Below are 22,059 nucleotides of genomic sequence, written 5' to 3'. Positions count from 1 at the left end.
TGGAGGCCGCTGCGCGCCCCGGCTGACGCATTGACGGGTCCCGTCGGTGTCTTGCTCGGGGCTTCGGCGATCAGCGGCGCTGTCACGTCCGGCCGGTGGCAGCAGGGCGTCTCGTCAGGGACACCACCGGAACATGGTGAATGTCCCTGACGAGACTCCGCGGCAGCGGTTGGGAGGGAACAAGCCGATGCACGAGCCCCCGGCCTGTTCCGGATTCAGTCCCGCACCCGGGTCGGCCTTGCCGACCCAGACCCCGGGGTCAACACCCTTAGGGCAAGCGGGGGATGGTCAGGACGGCACTTGCCTTCGCCGTGATCCTGATTCCGGATACCCTCCCCTTAGCCCGAATCAGACTGGGAACGATCCTCGACAACCCGCCTCAGCAGGTATCCGGCGAACGCAACGGCTTGGCCACGGAGGCCCGGAAGCACAGTGGGAGCGGATGACAGGGACGATGCGGCCGGAGCGGGCGTTCACCGCGTTCCACGCCGAGCGGCTGGTGAGCAGCCGATGACGCCGCGGCCCGTGCCCGACGCCGGCCGGCCGGTCCTCTTCAGACGGGCAGCTCGCCCCGGGCCCCTTCCTGCGCCGCGTCGACCGGCACGGCAACATCGGTGTGCGGGCCACCGGCCGGCACACCAAGGACCCGCTCCGCCGCGGCGGCATCACTGCCGACACGGTCACCACCATCATCAAGGCCGCCGCCAAGGCCGCCGAGCTCACCCCTATGCCCACTCCCGCCGAGCTCGCCGCCGAGGCCCGCGCCAAGGCGGAGGCGTTCGAGGCGGCCGCGGCGGCGGAGACCGCTGAGGAAGCCAACGCGGTCATCAAGGCGTGGCGCACGGCCAAGCGGGCCACCTGCGCCGCCGTGCGCCGTATCACCGGCCACTCGATGCGCCGCGGCTGCATCCAGGCCCTGCTCGATGCCGGCAACCCTCCCGAGGTCGTGGCCGTCCACTCCCGCCACTCGCCCCGCAGCGCCGCCTTCGACGCCTACCGCAACAAGCAGCTCAGCTGGGCCCAGAACCCCGCCGCCACCCTAGGCCTGGCGGCCTGACCGGGAAGTCTCCTGGGTCTGGTTCCGGTCGAGGAGGTCGCGGAGTTCCCGCAGCGGTCCGTGCTCGCGGTCTCCGGTGTACCACCAGCGTTCGGCGAGCTCGCGTACCTCGGCGAGTGTGGTCTTGGCGTCGTCCCGCTCAGCCTCGACGGTGTCGCGTTGACGCGGAGGGCCTGGAGGACGGCGACGTTCTCCGCGAGCTCGGCCTCGGCCTTCTCGGCGCGCTCGCGCTGTTCATCGGTGTAGGTCTCCAGCGTGGCGGCGAGTCCGACCATGCAGTCGGTGTGGTCGTACACCCTCGTCAGATATCGCCGGTGATGGTGTCGGGTATGGCCGGTCCAGGAAGGGTTCGGCCGTGGTCATCGGTCTCCGTTCAGGGCGCGGGCCAGCGAGAGGGCCCAGGGGTTGATGACGCCTTCGTCGTCGCCGTCGGCCTGGTCGTCAAGGAGTTCGGCGAGGGCGCGGCAGGTCTTGGGACTCATGAGGGCGGCGAGTTCTCCGGAGGGTCCGCCGAGGCCGTTGCGGACGCCGTTGGCGTACCAGTTGGGCCGGTCGGTGAGGGCGGATCGCCAGGCGGGCTTGGTGTCGATGTCGGCCTCGGCGGCGTCTGTGTGCTGGCGGAGCGTCTGGGCGGCAGCCCGGAGTTCGTCGGCGGGAGTAGTCATCGGGTGTGCTCCGGGGTTGGTGTGGGTGTCGGGGGTCCAGTCGTAGAGCCGACCGTGCGAGTCGCGGTGAGCTGGGAGCCGGGGACCTGGGCGAGGCTCGTGTGGAGGGTGACCGCGATGTCGGCTGCTCGGTAGCGCTCGGTGGGGGAGGTGACGATGGCGAGGTCGCCGGTGAGGCGGTCGATGATGACGGGGACGCGGCAGGTCACGTGGTGTCTCCGGGGTTGGTGTGGGCGTCGAGGGCGGCGCGGACGGCGGTGACGGTGAGGGGTCCGCTGGCGCCGTACCCGAGGGCGTCGGTTTCGTCGGCGAGGGCGCGCACGGCGTTGAGGGCGGCCCCAGCCCGCTCGGCACGCTGCTTCTCCTCGCGCCACTGGCGGTTGCGGAGGCGGATCTGCGCCCACAGGTTCTGAATCTGGGTGGGGTCGGCGCCGCTCGCGCGGAGGCCACTGCGGAGAACGTGGAGTTCGGTCTCGGCGATCTTGGCCCGGCTGCGCTGCTTCTTGGCGCTCCGCTCGGCTTTCTCGGAGCGCTTGCCGATGAGCCTGGTGAGGTGCGCTGCTGCGGTGACCGCCTCTTCGGCATCCTGCTCGGCCTCCTCGACGCGCTTCCGCAGTTGATCCACCTCGGCAGCGGGGTGGACGTGGGGTTCGGCGGCGGGCGGCGTGAGGTCGTCGCGGAGTGCCTGGACCCGCTCGGGTTCCAGCTCCAGCCAGTACGGCTGACGGTTGGGCCCGGAGAGGCAGACGATGGTGGTGTCGTCGTCGCCGTGGAGGACGTCGCCGTCACCCCAGCGGAGCGGGACCGGGTCGTCGGCGGTGGTCGGGTCCGGCCCACCGGCGGCCTGAGCGGTGGCCTGACGGGCGGCTCGGTCGTGGCGCCCCTCGGCGACGGCGGGGCTGAGCGTCTCCTCGGCGGTGCGCAGGATGCCCAGGAAGGCGTGGGTGGCGGCGAAGGATTCAGGGTCGGTCTTGAAGTCGTCGATGAGGTCGGATATCTCGTTGTCGTGGATCTCGACGTGGATGCGGCGCTGGCCGTCGATGCGGTTCATGTAGATGCGGTCCATGGTGGGCCTCCGGGGTGTGGGGGCCGCCCGGGCGACGGGGCGGCCCACGAGGGACGAAAGTCAGGTGTTGTCGGCCATCTGCCGCAGGTCTGCGGCCACGACGACGAGGACGTCCGCGTCCGGCAGGTCACCGTCAGGCGCTTGACCGCCCTGTTCAACCCAGGCATCGGTGAGGGCACCGATGGGTCCGGCGAGGTTGGCGAGGGTGTAGCTGAGGTCCAGCAGCACCTCGCGGAGGGAGCTGGTGTCGCGCAAGTTGTCGATTTCGGCGAGCGCCTGGGAGATGATCCGGAGCGTGTGGGTCTCGTTGGTACCGAGGTGGTTCAGGTCGGTCATGGTGTTCAGCTCCTGGCGTTGGGCCCGCCCCGTGGCCGAGCAGGGGACGGGGCTGGGGGCTGGTCCAGCCGCTGCTGGCGAGTGCCACCCGTAGTCCGTCGCGGATCGAGGCGTCGGGGCAGTGATCGTCTTCATCAGGAAGTCTTCTTCTTGATCACGCATGCTTGGTGAGCGATCGCCACAGCGACGGCCCGGCTGTGGGATCACAACCGGGCCGTCCGTCGTCGGGTGGGTGTGGGTTAGACCCTCTCGGCAGCCCAGAGGTCGTTGAGGTCCTCGCGAATCTCTTCCTCCAGGGCGGCGAGAAGCGCCTGCTCGGCGTTGAAGTCTCCGGAAACGGCTTTGATGAGGTCGTCCTGGACCTGCTGCTTGCCCGCGAGCACCGAGGGCATCCGCTCGTCCTGCGTGCCCTTCGCGATAAGCCGGTGGATGGTCACCGGCTTCGTCTGGCCCGTGCGGAAGAGCCGGCCGTTGGTCTGCAGGTAGTGCTCGAGTGAGAACGGCAGCGTGTACCAGATCATCGTCGAGCCGCCGTGCTGCAGGTTGAGGCCGTGCCCGGCCGCGGCGGGGTGGAGCAGCATTACTGGGATCTGCTTGGCGTTCCACCGGCGGACCATGTCGCGCGAGCCGTCGAAGGCCCGCGCGTCGATGCCGGCCTTCCGGAGCCGCGTGAGCAGCTGCTCCTTGTCGGACTTGAAGTGATAAGCGATGAGCACGGGCTCGCCGCCGCTGTTCCGCACCAGGTACTCAGTCATCTCGATCTTCTTGTCGTGGATGACCTCGTACTGCCCCTTCGTGGTCGGATCGTCAGGATCCCCGGTGTAGAGCGTGCCCGAGGCGAACTGCATCAGCTTGCTCGTCAGCACCGCCTGGTTCGTGGCAACGATCGATTCGACGCTCTGCGTCAGCTTCCCGTCGTCGCCGGTGTAGGTCTGCACGATGTCCAGGACCAGGTCGCGCTTGAAGTCCTTGTAGGCCCGGAGCAGATCCGGTGGGAGCGTGACATTGACGTCCTGGATGCTGAGCGCCGGGAGCTGCAGGCTCGTGTTCTGCGCGCTCATCACCAGGTGCGAGATGGCCTGATGGATCTCGGCCTCGGCGTTCGCCGTGGGGATCCACTTCGCCGGGGTCGTGGTGCCGGGCACCATCTTCGGCGTGAACCAGCGGTCGCGGAACGCGGTGATGTTCTGGCCCAGCGTCCGGCCCTGGTCAAGCAGGTAGACCTGGCTCCACAAGTCATGGAGACCGTAGGGGCTCGGCGTTCCCGTCAGCTCGATGAGCCGGGTCATGGCCGGCCGCACCGTCGCCAGGGCCTGGAAGCGCTGCGAGTCGTGCGACTTGAAGCCCTGTGACTCGTCGATGATGACCGTCTGGAAGGGCCAGATGATGGTGTCCTGGCCACCGATGTTCTGGACCGGCAGCTGGTCGACGAGACCGAAGCGGCACTGAGCGCAGCCTGCGCCGGAACAGCTTCGGCAGCCATAGGCTTCCCACGTCACCAGAGCCGACTTGAGCAACTCCTGAATCCAGTCGCGGATCTTGGCCTTGGCAGGACCCCGGTCGTTGCCGTTGCCGGCGACCAGAGCACGGTACGCGTCAATCAGCTCGTCTCGGCCCAGTGGCCCCTGTGCCTGGAGCAGACCCAGGATCGCGGTGGCCTCCGGTGAGATGGCCGGGGCAGGCACTGCTCCCGGCACTGACGTGAGCAGCTTCGTCTCCTGGGACGGCTGAGTCAGCAGCTCCTGATTGATGAAGTACATCGTCGGCGGATCGGTGGCGACCTCCCGGAAGCGCTTCAGGCGCTTGGCCTTGGAGAGCTTCCTGTCGTTCTCGTCGACGATGAGCGACTTCGTCCGAATGGGGAAGCCCCACTTCTCGATCTCGTCGATCCAGGTGGAGCGGGCGATCGCCACGGGCGCCACGACGAGGATGTGCCCCATCGGTCGAATCGTCTGCAGGACGGCGAGGGTCGTGAGGCATTTGCCGGCCCCGATGTCGAGCCACGCACCGGCGAAGGGGTGGTCAACGAGGAAGTCGTGCATCCGCTGCTGATGCGGCATCAGCGATATCGGGGATGCCGCGGTAGACGTATTCATGCTGCTTGTCCTGACTGTTCTTCCAATGGTGGTTAGGCTTGTTCGCGTCGTGGAGCAGCTTCGGAGGCGGCTCGGGAGGCAGTGCCCGCGCTGAATGTTCACGACCTCGGGCAGCACCTCGGTGGTGACCGATGGCAGACCATCTGCAGCCCGCCTGGAGTCCAGTGCAAAAGCGCTGGCTACGGGGGTAGGTGGCAGCCGGGCTTCAGCCACAGCTGCTGAACACACGAGACGCTGGATAGTGAGCATCTGAGAACGGACATCTCGTGGTCATGAAGAACTGTCCGCCGGCGTTCAAGGCGGACGCGGTCGCACTGCACGGGTCGCGGCCCAAAGCGACGATCAGGTCGGCCGCCGCCGATCTCGGGATCAGTCCGGAAACGCTGCAGAGCCGGGTGAGGGCTGCCGGCGCCAGCCGTCCCTGGGGACGCCGGACACAGGAGCCGGCCCGGCCGTCGGCCCGCTGGAAGCGGCGAACGCGGCTCTGCGGAAGAAGGTCCGCGAGCGGGAGGAGAAGCGCGAGATCCTGCGGAAGGCCGCGAAGTATCTCACCGGGGAACCGCTACCAGTGCGTCGCCGACCATCAGAGCCGCTACGGCGCGATGCGGCCGTGCAGCATCCTCGGAGTCAGCCGCTCGAGCTTCCACTACTGGCGCCGGACGGCCTCGGACCGGGCCGCCCGTCAGCCCGGATACGGGCGGTGCACCAGGACCCGGACGGCACCCACAGAGCCCTGAGGATCACCGCCGGCTCTGCGAGACGAGCGGCGAGGCGGTCAACCACAAGTGGGTTGCCGGATCATGCGGGCGTTCGGGATCGAAGGAGTCCGTCTGCGGCGCTGGCGTCACACCACCGTCCCCGATCCGGCCGGGAGACCAGGGGCATACGGCGTGCCGCTCACCCGTCGTACGTGAGATAGGCGTACCAGGTTAGGCGGTCGCCCTCTGCTGAACCAGGCCTCGCGGCAAAGGCCGGGTGGCCCGCCAGGGTGAGGTGGCGTGCTACCACGCAGAGTTCTGACAGCACCATGGCGTGGTGGATGTCGCGTAGCGCTGCCGCGAGGACATCCTCACCGCCACGGAGAGCCGTCCACTGGTTGCTCGTGGTGACCGCGCTCGCCGGCGAGGTGATCTGGATTGCTGTGGCTCCCATGCGCAAGGATTGGCCAGGCATGATCGCCACGTCCTCCCTGTGCACGGGGACGCGCGCCGGAATCACCGGGACATCCGGGACCTGACCGGCCTCGGCGTGGGCCGGACCGGTGTAGGTGAGCCACAGAACGACCGCCCCGTTCCCGTCGGGCCCCCGATCTTCCTCATGCGGCAGGTGCTGGTCGCGCCGGTGCGGAGGGTACACCTGGACCGAGCGATAGGTGTACCACTCATCAACTTCGTGGATGGCTAGCGTGGCGAGGGCATAGTGAGCCATGGCCAGGGCGAGGGACAAGATCTCATCGTCACTGGCTCCTCTGGCGCAGGCGGCGATGAGCTGGTCGTCCTCCCAGTAGGCAAAGCCGCGGAACAGGTGCGGCGGGCCCTGAGGGTCGTCCACATCCGGCACCAGGAAACTGACCCGGGGAGTGAAGGCGGAGGCGTGGCTGCTGACCTCGGTCCAGGTCAGGGTGACGCCACGGTGCTCGTAGCGGATCGTGCTGAGGAGCCGTTCGAGACGCTGGCCGTGAACGGCGACAGCGTCTTCGCGGCAGGACCTGCACATCGACTCCTCGCAGGTGAGACCGGATTGGCCGCACAAGCAGCGTTCCATTTCCCGGATCATGGGCGGGAGGTAGGGGACGAGTGTCGGCATGCTCGGGCCCACGAGCGGTATCGCGCCGTGTGGGGCTGTTCTGAGCTGGGGCATCGACTTCTTCCTTACGTGAACGCGATCGCTCTGGTCACCTACCTGTGACCCCGCCGCCCACTCCGCAGAGGCGTCCGGTCCGGCAGCAACGACTCGATCCTCGCCCACTGGCCAACATCGACCACCTGGCCAAGGCCGTCAAACGACGGCTCAAAAAGATCCAGTACCGCCCGCACCTGATCGACGGAGCACTCGCCCAGGCCGGGTTGATCATGGACGGCTGCCCCCACCAGACCCGACATCGCGCATTCAAGCTCAGTAGCACCGGTGCCGCTCATAGTCCTCTCTCTTTCGATCGTGGCGGTGGGCGCCCAGTTTCTGCCGGTGCGCTGCACGAGATAGACGTCCAGCCATACGGCACGGCTGTCTGCGAGAACCGCTTCAGCGGCCGCGCGACTCAGCCTGCCCAGTGGCTCGACGCCGTCGGGATGGGACGTGGACGCGATGCCGTACTCGAGCCTGGCCATGCTCAGCTCCTGTGGTACCGCTTCAGATGATTGTTGATGCTGGTCTGGGCTCCGGCGTATCCGCACCCTTGGGGGCACAGTTCCCAGCCGCCCCGGTTGAGGGCAGCTTCCCGGATGGTCTCGCGGCCGCCGGGGGCGAAGTCCGTGTCAGCGAGAAGGCGGGCGACGGACCCTTCATGGTGGACGGCCATGTACGCCGCTTCGGCGATCTTGTCGTGGCCTTGGGCGAAGAACTTCCCGAGACCGATCTCCTTTTCACACCCGCACCAGCAGAAGCCAGTCGGAAGGAGGCGGGGCTTGTTCACGGGGTGTCTTCAGCCTCGACGGTTTCGACGATGTCGAATGAGACGGCAGCGTCCTCGGTTCCGTCAAGGAACTCGGCTGCGGCCTCGCTCGGGCTGGTTGCCTCGGTATAGACGTTCAGGAGCATGCGATAGGTGGGCATGCACTCAAGGTAGTAACTTATGACTTACAGTCAAGACACCACGTCTGAACTTCCGCGGCTTGGGGTTGCCTGACCCGCTGGCCCGATCTGGGCTGACTCGATAATGCCCTGCACTCGAAGGTGTGAGCGAGGGCAGTTGGGCCGTCGCTTGCAGATCTTGCTGACCCGCGACGCCCGGCAAGATACGAAAGAGACGATCTAACGAGCGCGCGGCGGCGTTCACTGATCCTTTGTGACGATGTGTTCACCCTCGATCTGCTGGGCGGCCTTGATGGCGTTGGCGATCCACCACCGGTGCTGGCTGGCCCGCATGGTCTGGTCGGTGGGGATGTTGTGCTGGTCGGCGATGGTCCACAGGGTCTGGTCGCCGGCACAGTCGATGTCGTTGTGAACGTGGTCGGGGTCGGTGTTCTCGCAGTTCCAGCCGACGAGGACTGCCCAGAGGAAGGCGTCCAGCTTGTCGGCGGCCCAGTCGCGGGGGTCAAGGGCGATACGCGTGCGGAGGTTTTCGAGGGCGATCTTCACTCCGAGGAGGGCGGGCACCGTGAGGCTGTAACCCACGGCGTACGCCCGGGCCAGGCTGCGGAGCTCAGGCACTTCGGCTTCGGCGTCCCAGAGCCGGTCGTACAGCTCTGCAAGGGACTCCTCGGTGCACTCAGCCAGAGGGAGTCGGTGTTCGGGGTCGGTGACGGGCGGGGCGGGCGGCAGCGCACCGGTTTCGGTGAGGAGGTGCTGCTCCCACAGGGCGGCGAGAAGACGGTGCCAGCGCTGCGGGACGGGCGACCAGCCGCACGGGCAAGCCACGGACCAACGGCCGGAAGGCAGTTCGAGACGGCGCGGCCAGTGGCTGGTGACGAGGTCCTTGTGGTCGGGGCAGATGTGGCCGCCCGTGGGGAAGATGCTGCCCATGCCGAGCGTGCACCAGCCTTCCCCCGACCACTCGGCGCGCATGCGCGAGCCAGCCATCGTCGCCGTGGCGTCGAATTGGCGCAGACACCCGGGCACCAGGCACGTGCGCAGCACCGGGGCGTTCGCGAGGGAGTCGATGTGGACGTAGAGGGCTTCGAGCTGGTCTTCCGTCAGGTCAGCAAGCGGGATGCGCTCTTCACGGATCACGGTCAGATCTCCTCTGTGGCGATGTACAGGTAGCTGGTGCTGGTCGGGCGGAACCGGTCGAGGCGGGTGCGGGTGCGGCGACCAGGCTGGGCCAGGGCGTAATGCCGGCCGATGACCAGCTCGAAGGTGGCGTGCGTCGCGTCGAACTCGAGGATGCGCAGACTGGCGCAAGCGGACTATCAATCTGGTCTCGCATTGCGACGGTTGGCCCGGCCAGCCACCTCTGGATCACGGTGCTGTCACCTGCTGATCGGATGGGGACTCGAGGAGGTGGGCGATGAACGCATCGACGCCCGGCTTGTCGTCGATGACGTGGACCTCGGCCCCGTGTCGGCGCAACTTGGCGTGCGTGAGCTGTTGCAGCTTCCGCAGCTTGCCGCCGGGGCGTTTGACCTCGACGAACACGGTGTCGCGGGGGGCGACGACGATCCGGTCGGGCACTCCCCCGCGGGCCGGCGAGACGAACTTCAGGCATAGAAAGCCGTGTGCCCGGCATTGGGCGAGGAGGTAGCCCTCGATGTCCCGCTCGCGCGGGGACGTCATCGGCTGTCAGTCTTCTCGCCCGAAGGGGCCTTCGGCGCACCGTACTTCAGCTCGCCTGGTGAGACGAGCCGGAGGCCTGTGGGGTGGGTGTGCATCCGGAAGACGCTGAGGGTGGAGCACTTCGTGCCGTAGTGATCCCGGACCTGGGCCTCCCCGTCAGCAACGGACTCGATGACGACGTGGCGGTTGCTCTGCCCATTGTCGAGGTTCTCCCAGATCTGGCCCCGACGGACCAGGATGCCCTCGCAGGTCGTGTTCTTCTCCCGCTGGGCCTGGGCATCGTCGTCCTGGGCGGAGGCGTCGGCCGGCGGGACGTCGGGCACCAGCTCGTACTTCTTCAGAAAGGGGCCGATTTCGGTGATCGTCCGGCGCCGTGCTTGGTGATGGACCGAGCGCCGGAATCGGTAGGGTGAATCTACGTAGATGACTTCGGTCAGGATCCCGTCGCTTTTGCGTCGCCAGCGCTGACCGGGCTGGACTGATTCGGCCGGGGCACTCACAACTCGTCGCCCCCCTCGACGGTGCCGACGGGAAGTGTGGTCTGGACCATGACGTCTCTCGATTCTCTCGCCAGGGCAAGGCAGACTCGCCTTTATCTCAAATTCAACTCGGGCACCAGGCAGCGTCGCGTCGACAACACGGTCCGGCACCCGCGGTCCGGTGGCGGCGCGCTGCTAATCAGGTGACGTTCTTCCAGTTCTTGGTGAACGTCTCGTCGAGCATCCGGGTGTAGATGCCGAGATCGAGCGCCTCGATGAGCTGCTTGACCCGGGCGGGCGGCAGCGCGCGGAGATCGTCGTTGACGACGACCACCGACCAGTACGGATCAATGCCGTTGATCCGGCGGATCACGGCGTCCTGGTCATCGGGCAGCAGCCTGAGACCGTCGGAGGTGCTGGCCTCACTGCGGTTCTTCGCCCACCCGTGGTGGCGCAGGATCTCCAGCGCGACCGGATCACGTCGCACCCCGGCGCTACCGGACTCGCGCCGCTTGCTCCGGCTGGCCGGGTTCACCTTCCATGCGCCGGCGTTGTGCAGGCTCACGGCACCATCGGTGCCGTCACGGACGATGAAGACCCGGTTGACCATCTGCAGGGCCCGCGGGTTCACCAGCTGCCCATCGACGTCCTCGTTGTCGTCACGGTCGGACCCGGCGCGGACCGGGTCGGCGGCGAACGGGTAGGTGATCGATCCACGCGAGGCGGCGAGGACGTTCTGGAACAGCAGCAGTGTCCGCACGGGATCGGCCGGGTCGATCGCCTCCTCGATCACCTTGCGGCCCAGCAGGGGATCGAAGGGCTCGCCAAGAGCCTCCTCTCCCCCGCTGGCGACAGCCTGCAGGTAGCGGGCCAGGGCGAAGTCGATCACGGCCGGGTGGGCCAGCGACTTCGTCGGGGTAGGACCCGCGTGGCAGGCCAGTGTCCCGCCGGAGGCGGTGATGATCGGGCTGTCGGCGACGCTGCGGTCCTCACTGGGCGACTCCAGCTCGAGCCGGTTGTTCGAGTCCTTGCTGATGAGGAACATCAGCTCCGGTTCGATGTCGATGCCGATGGCGGCCTGCTGCTCGGCGAGCACCTGGTTGTTGGCGGTCTCGTCGAAGCCGTTGTCGCCGCCGACGACGGAGTAGAGGCCGTCGGTGTTCGTCGAGATGATCCGCGCGCCGGCCAGCGTCTGGGCCTGCCCGATCCGCCAGCTGAACAGCTGGCCGATGATCCGCATCGAGACGGTGCGGTTGTTCATCCTGATGGGGGTCCGGTGTGCGGCGTCAGCGGCTCCAGAGGCCGAGTTGAGAATCAGCTTCGTGCCGTTGCGCAAGGTCGTGAGCCGGGCCTTCTCCTCGGCGGAGATGCCTGGCTTCTTCATCTCGAAGCCCAGACGTTCCTTCTCGAAGAAGATCGTCGTGTAGCGGTCCTCGCCCAGCTCGGGGTTGTAGAACGCCCTCATGTTGCGCAGCAGGTTCGGGTAGTAGCTCGTGAAGTCCTCGTGGATGACGAGACCTGCCGAGGTCCGTGCGAACTTCGGGTGCAGCTTGGTGGACCCGTCGGTCTTCGTGGTGAACAGCTCGGGCGCCCTCTTCGCCGGCTCATCGCGGTAGATGGCCTTGACCGCCGAGGTGACGGCCAGGACAACCTTGCCGTCGAGCACGGTTCCGTCGGCCAGGCGCACGTGCATCGCCTCGGTGTCCGGACGCTGAGTGTCCAGCAGCTGCGCTGGGTCCGGCACGTGGGCCTGCACACGCGCGAGCTGTTCAGCCTGGTCCGGGTTGTCCTTCTTCGGCTTGCGGTACTTCACCTTCTTCGGGTCCGAGCCCAGCAGCACGAGCCGCTTGTCGACGGGCGTGCCGTCGGGCAGCGTCAGCAGGTTGTGCTGGCGCTTGGCCTCGGCGACGAAGTCCTTGGCGTCCGGATAGAGGAGCTTGGCGAGGCCGATCATGGCTGTCTGCTCCCGGTGCTCGAAGGAGTCGGCGTCGAAGACCTTCATGTCCGCTTCCGCGCCGTGGATGCCGCCTGTGCTGAACGTCGCGAAGCACGACGAGGGGGAAGCGTCGCGGTGGAAGTAGGGCACGTTGTTCGGCGTCTTCGGCAGCTCGCGCAAGGACTTGGCCGGGAGGTCGAACAGGTCGCGGTATTCCTCCGAGTCGTTGAGGTTCTGTCCCTCGATCGAGCGGTAGTAGTTGACGACCTGGATGAACTGGTGGTGTGCCTTCGCCTGTGCTGGCGTCGCGGCCGGATCCTTGGCGGGGTCGGGGGCCACGTTCTCCTCGAAGAAGCGCACGCACTCGTCGAGCACGTTGACCTGGGAGATGCCTCGCTCGTCGGCGACCTCCTTGGCCGGATAGAGGAACGACACGGTCTCGATGTCGTTCAGCGAGGTGTACGGCGCGAGGATGCGGCCGACGAACTTCGCCGAGGAGGAGTCGATGGTCAGGCGGTCCCGGCGCACCGAGCCGTTCTTGGCGTAGACGGTCTCGGAGTATTGCGCCAGCAGGCCGGCCTTGAGGTCGAAGTTGCTGGCGTAGGCGGGGTGCTGGAAGAGCTGGGCCAGTCCCAGGCAGTCGGAGACGTTGTAGGCCAGCAGCTCGTAGAGGTCCTCGATCGCGGCGATCGAGGTGTCGTGGCTGAGCTTTTCGGACTCCTTGATCTGGCGGCCGAGCATCCCGAGCAGGCGCTTGAGGCTCACCTTGGTCTGCAGCTCGTTGAGACGGGCGACGTCCAGGTGCCGGCCCGAGTGCATCATGGCGCGGCGGATCTTGGCGGCCGGGCCGTTCCAGCCGAGGTAGCCGGGCATGTACTCGATGTGCTCGTTGAACAGCTTGTCGTTGTGCTCGCGCATTTCGCGCGCGGTGGTCGGCTGGACCAGACGAGCGGAGTGCGGAGCCGGAAAAACTTCCATCAGGTACAGCGCGAGCATGGTCATGTCGTAGTTCAGCGAGTTGTACCCGGCCAGGAATGGGTGCTTCAGCGGGTCGTACTCGAGATCCGTGTCGCAGACGGGGCGCAGGATGGCTGGATAGGACGAGGTCTCGCTGCGGTCGTTGACCTGGTCGGCGTTCGAGAGGCCCATCAGCTTGGCGAGCCGGAGGTTGCCCCGTTCGCCGCGCAGGTTCCACAGCTGGACGCTCACCGCGGGCAGGCCCGGGTTGGAGCGCACCACGGCCTCATAGAGTGCCTGCGGGTCCACGGCGTCGGAGAGGTGTTGGAGGTCCGAGAGGAAGAAGATCTCCAGGTCGTCGACGGCTCTGTCGGGCTGTGGGGTGTAGGCGCACAGAGTGAAGACGTTCGACAGCGACTCGATGTCGTAGAAGGTGAAGCGTGCCTTCGAGGCCGTCACGGGTGTTCGCTGTGTGGCCATGGTGGGGATCTCCTTTCGTCGGTCCGGCCATCACGGCCGGTGTCTGGGGAGGAGGCAGGCGCTGTCTCGGATGGAGTCGCGGGAAATGCCTCGGCGCGGGGCATCCTGCGTCAGGACGCCTCACCTGTGAGCCGGGGTCTTCTCCTGGGGTCTGCCGTGATCTGCGAGTGGACGGTGAGGTTGGTGATCCGCAGTTCACTCCCGTTGTCAGCAGTTGCCGTGATCAGGTGGCTCCTGTTCCTCAGTGGCGTCGTCGGTCGGGGAGGATACACCCGTCTGCCGGAGCAGTCCGCGGTAGTTGGCCTGCAGCGCCGGCTGCGACTTCTTCTTCAGGTCGCTGCCGGTGTAGCCCGGGTGCATCCACTTCTTGAGCTCGTACTCGGCGATGAGCACCTCGGGGGTGTGCATCATCTGGCCGGGCCGGATCTTGCGGTTCTTGTCCGGGCAGTGCCACAGGACATCCAGCTTGACGATCGCCACGAGGTCGGTGATGAACCGCTTGTTGCTCACGGGTGAACCCGACGGCGAGACGTCGGCGAACCAGGCCTTGTACAGGTCGTAAAGGAACGTGAACGGTGCCAGGTCCCAGGCCAGCCGATCGCGGAACTCACTCCAGAAGTCGCGCACGGGGTCGTTGGCCTCCTTGTACTCGGCCAGGACCACCTTGGTCGCCACCGGTTCGGAGAACTCGTAGTAGTGCCCCGGGGAGGACGCGCCGGCACGGTTGATCACGTACCAGAAGACGTACTCCAGAACCTCGCGGCGCTGTAGATAGTCGTCCCTGATGTACGTCTTCTCTGCCCCAGTGAAGCTCTTCGTGAAGGGTACGAAGAGCTGGCGGCGGTAGAAAGAACCGGATTTGTCCTTCGCGACCGGGAACTCGTTCAGGCACTGGATCATGAATCCGAAGAACTGAAAGGCGACCGGTATCCGGTGCTTGCGGTTGATCATGATGACGTCGGCGGTCACGATCGCCTTGAGGTTGGCTGCCTTGTCGATGAAGGTGCCGACGTCGTTCTCGTCGACGATGATCGCGTTGGCGCGCACCAGCGGTTCGAGCGCGAAGTCCTTGCCGAAGTCCGAGAGTGGGATCGAGGCATGCGCGCCGCCTCCGAGAAGGTTGCGCATGAGCGCGCAGAGCGTGCCTTTACCGTTGTTGCCCTCCGCCGAGTAGAACCAGGCGGTCTTGCGCCAGCGCACATGCGGCCGGATGATCGCGCCGATGATCTCCCAGATCAGGTCAGCGAGGCCTTCGTCACCGGGCTGGTCGAAGAGTTCCTCGATCCAGGTGACGACGTCCCAGTCTCCGTCATCGGGGTGCGCGATGACCTGCTGCGGGGCGTTGTCCACGTAGTCGACGTCGTTCTTCGTCAACAGCACGATGGCGGGGTCGAAGGGGTGGACCTGCTTGGGTTCGAAGTGGAAGTTCTTGCCAAAGATCGTGACGTCCACCGGCTCGGCGCCGTAGAAGACGATGCCGTTGCGCGCGGCGATGAAGTCGCGGTTCGTGCTCTGGTGCCTGCGCGGGCTGTCCTCGCGCAGGACGGCCAGAACCTCGTCGAACTCCTTCAGGCGCAGCTGGGTGTTGTACATGCGCGCCGTGGTGCGGATGTCGTCCTCACTGGTGGTGTACGTCCCACGCGCGCCCCCCGTGGGCTGATACATCGCCAGCAGGTCGTACTCACGGTCAGTGTTCTTGGCGTTGGGTGCGATGCGGATGACATGGTGCAGACGCACGAGGATCTGGGCGACCTGCCAATGCGTCAGATATTTCGGAAGGGGGTGCCTCTCGGCGGCCGTGGCCGCCTTGGCGTTCTCGGACTTGATGACGCCGCCCAGGATCGCCAGCAGCTCCTTCTCCAGCACGCGGGGCGTCGGAGGATCGGTCGGGGCGATCTGGTCGAGGTAGGCAGCGGTGACGTACGTGACGATCTCGTTCGGCGGAGCCATGTCGTCGCGCTGTGAGAAGTACCCCATGACGCTGGTCAGGACGTCAGCGACGGGGTTGGTACGGGGTCCGGGCCTGGAACCGGCGGCAGATACAGCTGTGGAGGCATCAGGAGGTGTCATGTTGCTGCTTTCTCGATCGTGACCGAGCTCCTGCCGGCGATGCGTGGGAAGCCGACTTGACTCGCAATCGAATGGAACGCGATCTCGACACTATGCCATCCCGACGGCCTTTCGCAACGATTGACACATCAATCAGCAGGCAAGTCGAGTGGTGCATCGAATGACTCTCTACTGGCGACTGAAAGGACAACAGGCAGGAGCCGCAGAGGGTGTGCGCAACCGCTACAGCCGCACGAGCCGCGAGCCCGGGCGGGATGCGAGAGGTCGGCAGCTACGCGGAGCACGCACGCGAAGGCGCTGGCTCTCGCGCTCGACCATGCACCCGCGGGCGGCGTGAGCCGCCCGGCCTGCGGTCGGGGTTCGGAGGAGTTCTTCCGACCGGCCGAGTCGGCTGCCCCCGGGGCATCAACCGGGCGTCCACCAGGGAATCACGGGAGCCTCATACCCCCTCCAGGTATCCGAGCTTGTACCACCTGACGTGGTACACCCGTCTTTCCAGGTCAGAGCGGTAGCCGGAGGTGTTCAAGAGCAGGGTGTACCACGTGGCATTCTCTACGTGGTACAGGCGTTTCACCTGGTCAGACGGCGTATATATACCCCCTGTACCACTTGTACCAGGAAGTAGAGACTAGATACACGCGCGGGAAGACGTCGAGTGGCGTGGCGTGGCGAGCTGGAGCGCCTGACCGGTTCCGAACGCACCCTCTATGGATACGGCCAGAAAAACGTGGTACTCGTGGTACGAGGGTGAGCAATGCTGGCTGACCAGGCGAAACGTCGTACCACGCCGACGCTTCCACGTGGTACACCCGGTGTGGGAAAGAGTCTCGCGGTACAGGTGTTTTCGCAGGTCAGACACGGTTCTTGGGGCTGTACCACGTCTCGTGGTACAGCCGGCAGCGATGCCCTCCTCGGCGACCAGGTTCGAGGTGGACCTCCACACCAAGCAGCCATGCGACCCTCGGACGGCTTGGCCGAGCCTCACAGAAGGCCCCGCGTGCGCCCACCGGGCACGAGTCAAAAGCTTGTCCCAGTCGTCGACCACGAGGCTCTACTCGATGCTGGATGGCATTTGAATCGTACTCGCCGCCCATTGTGAGCAATCCGCGACACTGCTATCGTTGGCGGCAGGTGATCGATGTTGCACTGGAACGTGAAAACAGAGAGGCCGGAGAGCATCCCCGTGGGAAGGGAGTTCTCCGGCCTCTCTGCATGTGCCGATGAGGGTGAGGCGTGGGCGGAGCGAATCACCCGGGGGTGACCGTGCTCCAGCCTCGCCGGCGTCCCGCACTGGAGGACTCGGGACTGCGGCTACGGGATCGCTCGTCCGCTTCCACGGCGTAGAGGATCTCGTAGGAGATCGTGGTGTTGAGGTTGAGCCGGTTCTTGCTCTGGCGCCGCTTCGTCGCGATCCTGCGGAAGCCGCGCTCAGCTTCGGCGCGATCGAAGAACCGGCGCAGTCTCGTGTTCACGCGCTCATGGGCCTGTTCGGCCGTGACTCCCATGTCGGAGACGACGAAGACGTGCGTGTGCCCGCGGTCGAAGGTCGCTCTCTCGCCGGTGCCGAGGTCCAGGCGGATCTTCGCACGGCTGATGTCGAACGTGTCGGGACGGATGAGCTGTCCTCGTGAGTCGTACGCGCAGGCGCTGACGATAGCCATGGTGAGATCCTCTCCTTTCCCGACGAGTATGCCTGAATAGCTACTTTCAGACATACCCCCGGTGACCGGATCACCCCGGTGACCGGATCACCCCGGTCACCACGAGCACGCCCTCCGTACGAGGGACCGGCGACGGAAAGGCCGCCGGGTCCCGCGCGGAGGGCGCCATCGTTTCTCAGAAGAGGCTGGGTACCTCGCTCACTGCATCGCGGACTCGCCTTCCGCGCCCTCGACTGTGCCTCGCTCAGTTCCGCCGGCGACCCGCCGGTAGAGCCCCACGGCACAACCAGCGAAGGCAAGGCACAGCAGCACCGCGGAGACGGGGTTCGCCAGAACGCCGAGCATCTGCGCCGGGACAAGGGCGGCAGCGAGGTTGAAGCCCAGATGCAGGACCACGCAGGGCCACAGCGCGCGCGTGCGCTCGTACACCAGGGCCAGGAGCACCGCCAGTGGCAGGGTCGCGGCGAACTGCACGGCGTTGCCGTGCAGCAGGCCGAACACCACGGCGGAGACCAGCGTGGAGGCGAGGATGCACACCCGCTTGCGCAGCAACGGGTAGATCAGTCCCCGGAACAGGGCCTCCTCACCCGCGGGAGCCGCAACCAGGGTGAGCAGCAGGGTCGCCAGGGCACCCGCCGCGTGCCTGATCTGGTTCGACGCGTCGAAGCCGGCGGACCCGGCCGTGACGTGGATCCACAAGGCCAGCGACTGACCGGCGAGGAAGGCCAGGACCGCGCAGCCGAGGACGGTCCACCCGAAGCGTGGGATCTCCGACTCCGGCCGCGGGGCCGGCGTATGCGCGAGCCACCGTGGCCGATGGATCCTCACCGAGCCGACCAGGACGACGACGAGCATGCCCAGGACGGAGGTCGCGACGATCGGCTCTCCGATGAGGAGGACTGCGAAGGTGCCGAGGCCGAGGTAGACCGCGACGACGGCGAACGGCACGAGGGCGCACCACCCGATGTCGAGCAGACGCGAAGTGATCGGTGGCGACGTCATGGTCTCCTCCTCTACGGGGTTCAAGCAGCCGTGTTGATCTGTTCGTTGATGACGGCCTGGACGCGGGTGTCGCCTCGGAAGGTGTTCAGCTGCAGCGTCGCAGTGAAGCGCAGCGTGCCGAGGTCGGTGCGGCTGGCGCGCTGCACGAAGCCCCGGAGCATGTCGAACTTCTCCTCGGCGACGTTCCACCACAGGCAGGACAGGCCGGACCGGGTGACCAGGCGCAGGTGCTGCGATTCGGATCCGATCCGGTCCACGCGCAGACCCAGGGGCTCGATCGCGATCTCGACGACCGGCGTGGTGAAGCCGTGCCCGAAGGGCTTGAGCCCTTCGGTCCGGCGCGCCAGCTCGAACAGCGGCTGCAGGTCCTCGAGGCCGACGTCGCAGTCGGCGTCCGGGCCGAGCACGAGATCAGCGTTCGGTCCGTCGGTGCTGACGGCGAGGAGGGCGACCTGGGTGGCTTCCTGCAGCACGGCGACGAGGTCGCCGAGCTTCTCGGCCTTCGCGACGCGGACGCCGCAGGCCTGCCGGTGCCCGATGGCGCTGAGACCGTCGTACGATTCCAGGCTGGTGATGATGTCGAACCACCCCGGCGCGCGACCGGAGCCGCTGACGAAATCGTCGGGACCGACGGGTCGGTTGACGACGACGACCGGGTGGCCGTTGGTCTTCATCATGCGGTTGGCCAGCAGCCCGTACATGCCTGGGTAGGCGTCCGAGAAGTACACCCACGGAGCCAAGGGCTGGTCTCCGGAGGTGAGTTCTTCCATGTGTTCGATGACCAGCCGCTTGCGCAGTTCGTTGCTCTCGATCACCTGGTGGGCGGCCTTGAGCTTGACGGCAGCACCACCAGCCGTGAACACCGCGAAGCAGGGCTCAAGCGAGGCCCCAGCGCGCCGGGGGCTGTTCATCGCCGGGGCGAGGTAGAAGCCGAAGAAGCCTTCGTCGAGGTCGTCTATGTCTCGGATCTTGCCGACCTGCGCGAAGGCCTTGAGTACGATCGCGAAGCCCTCGAATGCCTGGAGGAAGACGGGGTGGTGCGGCTCGGTGCGCAGCAGTTGCATCAGGATCGACTGCTCGACGTCGATGACACCAGGGTCAGCGTCGAACCCACCCCAGGAATTGGGGATCGTCTTCGGCGCGGCGACGCGCAGCAGACGGGCGATCGAGATCGCATCCCGCACCAACTGGCGGTTCTCGTACAGCACGGGCATGACGTCGGAGACGGTGCCCAGGCCGGCGAACAGGCGCAGCAGGTGGATCTCCCAGAGCTTCTCGGGCCGGTGCACGCGGGTGTAGGCCTCGATCACCTGGTAGAGCACGTGGGCACCGCAGATCCCGGTGTGGGCGTAGGTCTCATCGATCCGGCACGGATCGACGGTGATGTCCGCGGTCGAGCCCGGCGCGAGTTCCTCATGGTGATCGGTCACCAGCGTCGTCCAGCCCAGGGCACGCGCGGCGGCGATGCCGCCGTGGGAGTTCACTCCCCCGTCACAGGTGAGCAGGACCCGGGTGGCGGGCCACTTCGCCTGGATTTCGGCGATGTCCTCGGGCGCGAGCTCGTGGCCGCGGCGATAGTCGGGCAGGTGCAGCTCGACATCGAACCCGAGCTCGGACAGGCCGGCATAGCCGAGGACCCCGGAGGAGATGCCGTCCATGTCGAAGTCGGGGGCGATGGTGACCTTCTTGCCCCCGATCCGGGCGTCATGAAGGGCCTCGACCATCTCGGCCAGGTCCAGGAGCTCGTCATGCTCGGTGGACTCGATCTCCTTCAGGTACTGATCCGACCACCCCCTGCGCCGGCACAGCAGCTCGAAGAGATCGGTGTCCTCATCGGTGAGCGAATGGTCGTCGACGGTGTGGAGCATCGGCATGGTGGGGACCTCTCGATCCGGGTTTGCTGGTCGGTGGCGAACGGGGCATGCGACAACCCTGGCCATGCTGCGATTTTAACAGCACCACCCATCACTTCTGCTCATTTAGCAGCATTTTCGGGTCTCATTCGGGCTTCGAATGACACACTTATCTCGAATGGCCATGACAGGCTTTCCAAGGTCCTTGCGTATCGGCTACTGTCGCTGATATGGCCATTCGAAGCGTTGTCGAGTCAGATCTCAGTGGTAAGCCGGATGCGGCTACCGTGACCTTCGGCCTGGGCGACACCTGGTACGAAGTCGACCTCACCCCTGAGGAGCAGAAGGGCCTTGAGAAGGCGCTGGCGTCGTACCTGAAGGTCAGCCGGAAAGCCGGGAAGCCGGCACCCAAGAAGCGAGTCGTACCCGAGACGACTGCCGAGGAGCGCGAGAAGATCCGCGAGTGGGCCAAGCAGGCGGGTCACGAATTCGCAGAGCGCGGACGCATCCCAAAGAAGGTCATGAAGGCCTATGACGAGGCGCACGACATCGATCGGAGCAAGTAGCGCCGAGCCTAGTGTCGCCTCCCGGCCGACTCCCCTCCCATCCCCCGTCCGCCCCTGAAGGGCCCTGCAGCACACTGCAGGGCCCTTCGTGTGTCTCAGAACGGCGGCGACGGATGGATCACGCTGGTCGTCTTGATCCCCGCGGCTTGCGCCCGAGACCTGCAGTGGATGGTGCCGTGCGAGAAGTGCCCCGGCGTATCCGGCATGAGCTGCTCCTGGCCTCGCTGCGGGCATCCGAGCTTCCGGCAGAGGTCGAGAAAGGCCGTGCACAGTACCTGAGCCCCGGCCTCGCGAAAGGCTCGGGCGGCGTCGACCATCTCCTGGTTGCGCTGGAAGCCAGCCGTTCTCCCGCGGGTCGACCAGTCGGCGGGGAAGGGGATGATTTCGAAGCCTGCGTCCTGCCACAGCAGCTCGGCTATGGCGTCGGCACCCTTGGGGCAGCGCCCCGAGAGGAGCACCGGCCTGGTGACGTTCTTGGGGCCCCAGTCGCGCCAGGCGTCGTTGAACGTCTCACGCATGCTCCTCTCGTCGTCCCAGCTGCGGGAACCGGTGACGAGGACGACGTGCGAGAACGATTCTTGAATCATTTCAGCAATCATTCGAGTCTCCTCTCCCTGTGACTCGGCGGTCTCCGCAGCTGGAGTCGAGAGCTGCGGCCATGATGTCCGGGCAGGCGTGGCGGCCTGCATGTCGCTGGTCCATACCGGCCGGCTGGTACAGGGCTCGATGACGGCCAGGTCCTCCTCCCGGTGGAGCTCGACGCGGATTTGATCGTCGTTCCACATCGGCATGAGGTGGACGGTGTACATCCCGTCATCGCTGCGGGAGACGTGCACGGTGACGATCGTGGTGCCCTCGTCGTTGGTGAAGTCGACGTTGCCGATGTCCTCGGCTTCGCCGGCTGGGACTGCGTCATGGTGGGCCTCTTCGTGGGCTCGGGTACGGATGGCGACCATCGAGTGCGGACCCCGGTGGGGTCCGTGTGTCCGTGTGATCTCGTGGTCGACCCAGCTCCCGGGCCAAGCTCCGCTGGCTGACGATCCGGAAGATCTTGCTGGCGTGATCTGGTCCCGGATGGATCGCATAGCGAGCCGCCGCACGGGTCGTCACTTCTCGCCTGAGCCGGACGTGCAGCACCAGGCGATCCACCACTGCTGCACCCTTTGCTGTTGTCCACATCTATGGCCAACAGGAGCGGGGCAGTGGTGGGGCCTCCTGTCTCAAGCGCAGCGCTGGGCATAGCCGGAGGGAGCGCCGGCGACCGACGGACCGGTGAGCGAAGCGAACGGTGGAACCCGTCGGCTATGCCGACTAGGGCGCGTATTCGGTCGTGATCAATCTGTGTGATTCACCTTCGCGGCGGGTCCTGATCCGGTAGACCGTGGTGTGTGACGCGAGCGCAAC

General features: G+C 66.4%; 20 protein-coding genes. 2 read left to right on the top strand and 18 right to left on the bottom strand.

Annotated features, from left to right (window positions below; genetic code table 11):
• The first annotated feature begins 616 nt into the window (after window positions 1-616).
• Window positions 617-1,057, top strand: coding sequence for a hypothetical protein (locus ACIQIB_RS36635; protein WP_400763404.1), 441 nt, complete (start codon window positions 617-619; stop codon window positions 1,055-1,057).
• Between the two features lie 359 nt (window positions 1,058-1,416).
• Here ACIQIB_RS36635 and ACIQIB_RS36630 read toward each other — a convergent pair whose 3' ends face one another.
• From ACIQIB_RS36630 to ACIQIB_RS36550, 17 genes are all read right to left on the bottom strand, one after another.
• Window positions 1,417-1,722 carry a hypothetical protein gene (locus ACIQIB_RS36630; RefSeq protein ID WP_400763403.1) on the bottom strand — a complete coding sequence of 102 codons (306 nt, stop codon included), beginning with the start codon at window positions 1,720-1,722 and terminating at the stop codon, window positions 1,417-1,419.
• A complete protein-coding gene (locus tag ACIQIB_RS36625) occupies window positions 1,719-1,931 on the bottom strand; it encodes a hypothetical protein (RefSeq protein WP_400763400.1) in 213 nt (70 codons plus the stop codon). The genes ACIQIB_RS36630 and ACIQIB_RS36625 overlap by 4 nt, the downstream gene beginning before the upstream one ends.
• On the bottom strand, window positions 1,928-2,788 hold the full coding sequence (locus tag ACIQIB_RS36620; RefSeq protein WP_400763399.1) for a hypothetical protein: 861 nt from the start codon (window positions 2,786-2,788) through the stop codon (window positions 1,928-1,930). Before ACIQIB_RS36620 ends, ACIQIB_RS36625 begins: the two co-directional genes overlap by 4 nt.
• Before the next feature lie 60 nt (window positions 2,789-2,848).
• Window positions 2,849-3,124: a hypothetical protein gene (locus tag ACIQIB_RS36615; protein WP_400763396.1), complete on the bottom strand. Its 276-nt coding sequence runs from the start codon at window positions 3,122-3,124 to the stop codon at window positions 2,849-2,851.
• A gap of 239 nt (window positions 3,125-3,363) precedes the next feature.
• Complete coding sequence (locus tag ACIQIB_RS36610; RefSeq protein ID WP_400763394.1) at window positions 3,364-5,184, bottom strand: helicase-related protein; 1,821 nt, start codon at window positions 5,182-5,184, stop codon at window positions 3,364-3,366.
• A 933-nt stretch (window positions 5,185-6,117) separates the two neighbouring features.
• Window positions 6,118-6,996 (bottom strand): hypothetical protein, encoded by an 879-nt coding sequence (locus ACIQIB_RS36605; protein ID WP_400763392.1) that lies wholly within the window; start codon window positions 6,994-6,996, stop codon window positions 6,118-6,120.
• A 122-nt stretch (window positions 6,997-7,118) separates the two neighbouring features.
• On the bottom strand, window positions 7,119-7,547 hold the full coding sequence (locus ACIQIB_RS36600; protein ID WP_400763389.1) for a hypothetical protein: 429 nt from the start codon (window positions 7,545-7,547) through the stop codon (window positions 7,119-7,121).
• Window positions 7,548-7,549: 2 nt separating this feature from the next.
• Window positions 7,550-7,852, bottom strand: coding sequence for a hypothetical protein (locus ACIQIB_RS36595; RefSeq protein WP_400763387.1), 303 nt, complete (start codon window positions 7,850-7,852; stop codon window positions 7,550-7,552).
• The gene (locus ACIQIB_RS36590; RefSeq protein ID WP_400763384.1) at window positions 7,849-7,992 is read right to left on the bottom strand and encodes a hypothetical protein; all 144 of its coding nucleotides are present in this window, start codon (window positions 7,990-7,992) and stop codon (window positions 7,849-7,851) included. The genes ACIQIB_RS36595 and ACIQIB_RS36590 overlap by 4 nt, the downstream gene beginning before the upstream one ends.
• Window positions 7,993-8,211: 219 nt before the next feature.
• Window positions 8,212-9,108, bottom strand: coding sequence for a hypothetical protein (locus tag ACIQIB_RS36585; RefSeq protein ID WP_400763382.1), 897 nt, complete (start codon window positions 9,106-9,108; stop codon window positions 8,212-8,214).
• Window positions 9,109-9,336: 228 nt separating this feature from the next.
• A complete protein-coding gene (locus tag ACIQIB_RS36580; protein ID WP_400763380.1) occupies window positions 9,337-9,651 on the bottom strand; it encodes a VRR-NUC domain-containing protein in 315 nt (104 codons plus the stop codon).
• Window positions 9,648-9,974, bottom strand: a complete 327-nt coding sequence (locus ACIQIB_RS36575; RefSeq protein ID WP_400763377.1) for a hypothetical protein — start codon at window positions 9,972-9,974, stop codon at window positions 9,648-9,650. The genes ACIQIB_RS36580 and ACIQIB_RS36575 overlap by 4 nt, the downstream gene beginning before the upstream one ends.
• Before the next feature lie 355 nt (window positions 9,975-10,329).
• Window positions 10,330-13,503 carry a hypothetical protein gene (locus ACIQIB_RS36570; protein WP_400763375.1) on the bottom strand — a complete coding sequence of 1,058 codons (3,174 nt, stop codon included), beginning with the start codon at window positions 13,501-13,503 and terminating at the stop codon, window positions 10,330-10,332.
• Window positions 13,504-13,710: 207 nt separating this feature from the next.
• The gene (locus tag ACIQIB_RS36565; protein WP_400763372.1) at window positions 13,711-15,453 is read right to left on the bottom strand and encodes a phage/plasmid primase, P4 family; all 1,743 of its coding nucleotides are present in this window, start codon (window positions 15,451-15,453) and stop codon (window positions 13,711-13,713) included.
• A 1,367-nt stretch (window positions 15,454-16,820) separates the two neighbouring features.
• The gene (locus tag ACIQIB_RS36560) at window positions 16,821-17,234 is read right to left on the bottom strand and encodes a hypothetical protein (RefSeq protein ID WP_400763369.1); all 414 of its coding nucleotides are present in this window, start codon (window positions 17,232-17,234) and stop codon (window positions 16,821-16,823) included.
• Window positions 17,235-17,432: 198 nt separating this feature from the next.
• Complete coding sequence (locus ACIQIB_RS36555; protein ID WP_400763367.1) at window positions 17,433-18,236, bottom strand: lysostaphin resistance A-like protein; 804 nt, start codon at window positions 18,234-18,236, stop codon at window positions 17,433-17,435.
• 20 nt (window positions 18,237-18,256) lie between these two features.
• On the bottom strand, window positions 18,257-20,110 hold the full coding sequence (locus ACIQIB_RS36550) for a DHH family phosphoesterase (RefSeq protein ID WP_400763364.1): 1,854 nt from the start codon (window positions 20,108-20,110) through the stop codon (window positions 18,257-18,259).
• Between the two features lie 209 nt (window positions 20,111-20,319).
• Here ACIQIB_RS36550 and ACIQIB_RS36545 point away from each other — a divergent pair, with 209 nt between their 5' ends.
• On the top strand, window positions 20,320-20,655 hold the full coding sequence (locus ACIQIB_RS36545) for an Lsr2 family protein (protein ID WP_400763362.1): 336 nt from the start codon (window positions 20,320-20,322) through the stop codon (window positions 20,653-20,655).
• 95 nt (window positions 20,656-20,750) lie between these two features.
• Here the strand turns inward: ACIQIB_RS36545 and ACIQIB_RS36540 are convergent, their stop codons facing one another.
• The gene (locus ACIQIB_RS36540) at window positions 20,751-21,611 is read right to left on the bottom strand and encodes an SLOG family protein (RefSeq protein ID WP_400763360.1); all 861 of its coding nucleotides are present in this window, start codon (window positions 21,609-21,611) and stop codon (window positions 20,751-20,753) included.
• Window positions 21,612-22,059: the final 448 nt, after the last annotated feature.

Origin of the sequence: Kitasatospora sp. NPDC092286, assembly GCF_044755565.1 — a bacterium.
Taxonomy (GTDB): domain Bacteria; phylum Actinomycetota; class Actinomycetes; order Streptomycetales; family Streptomycetaceae; genus Kitasatospora.
The sequence above is the reverse complement of the archived record's forward strand: the minus strand, read 5'-3'. Positions and strand labels throughout refer to the sequence as shown.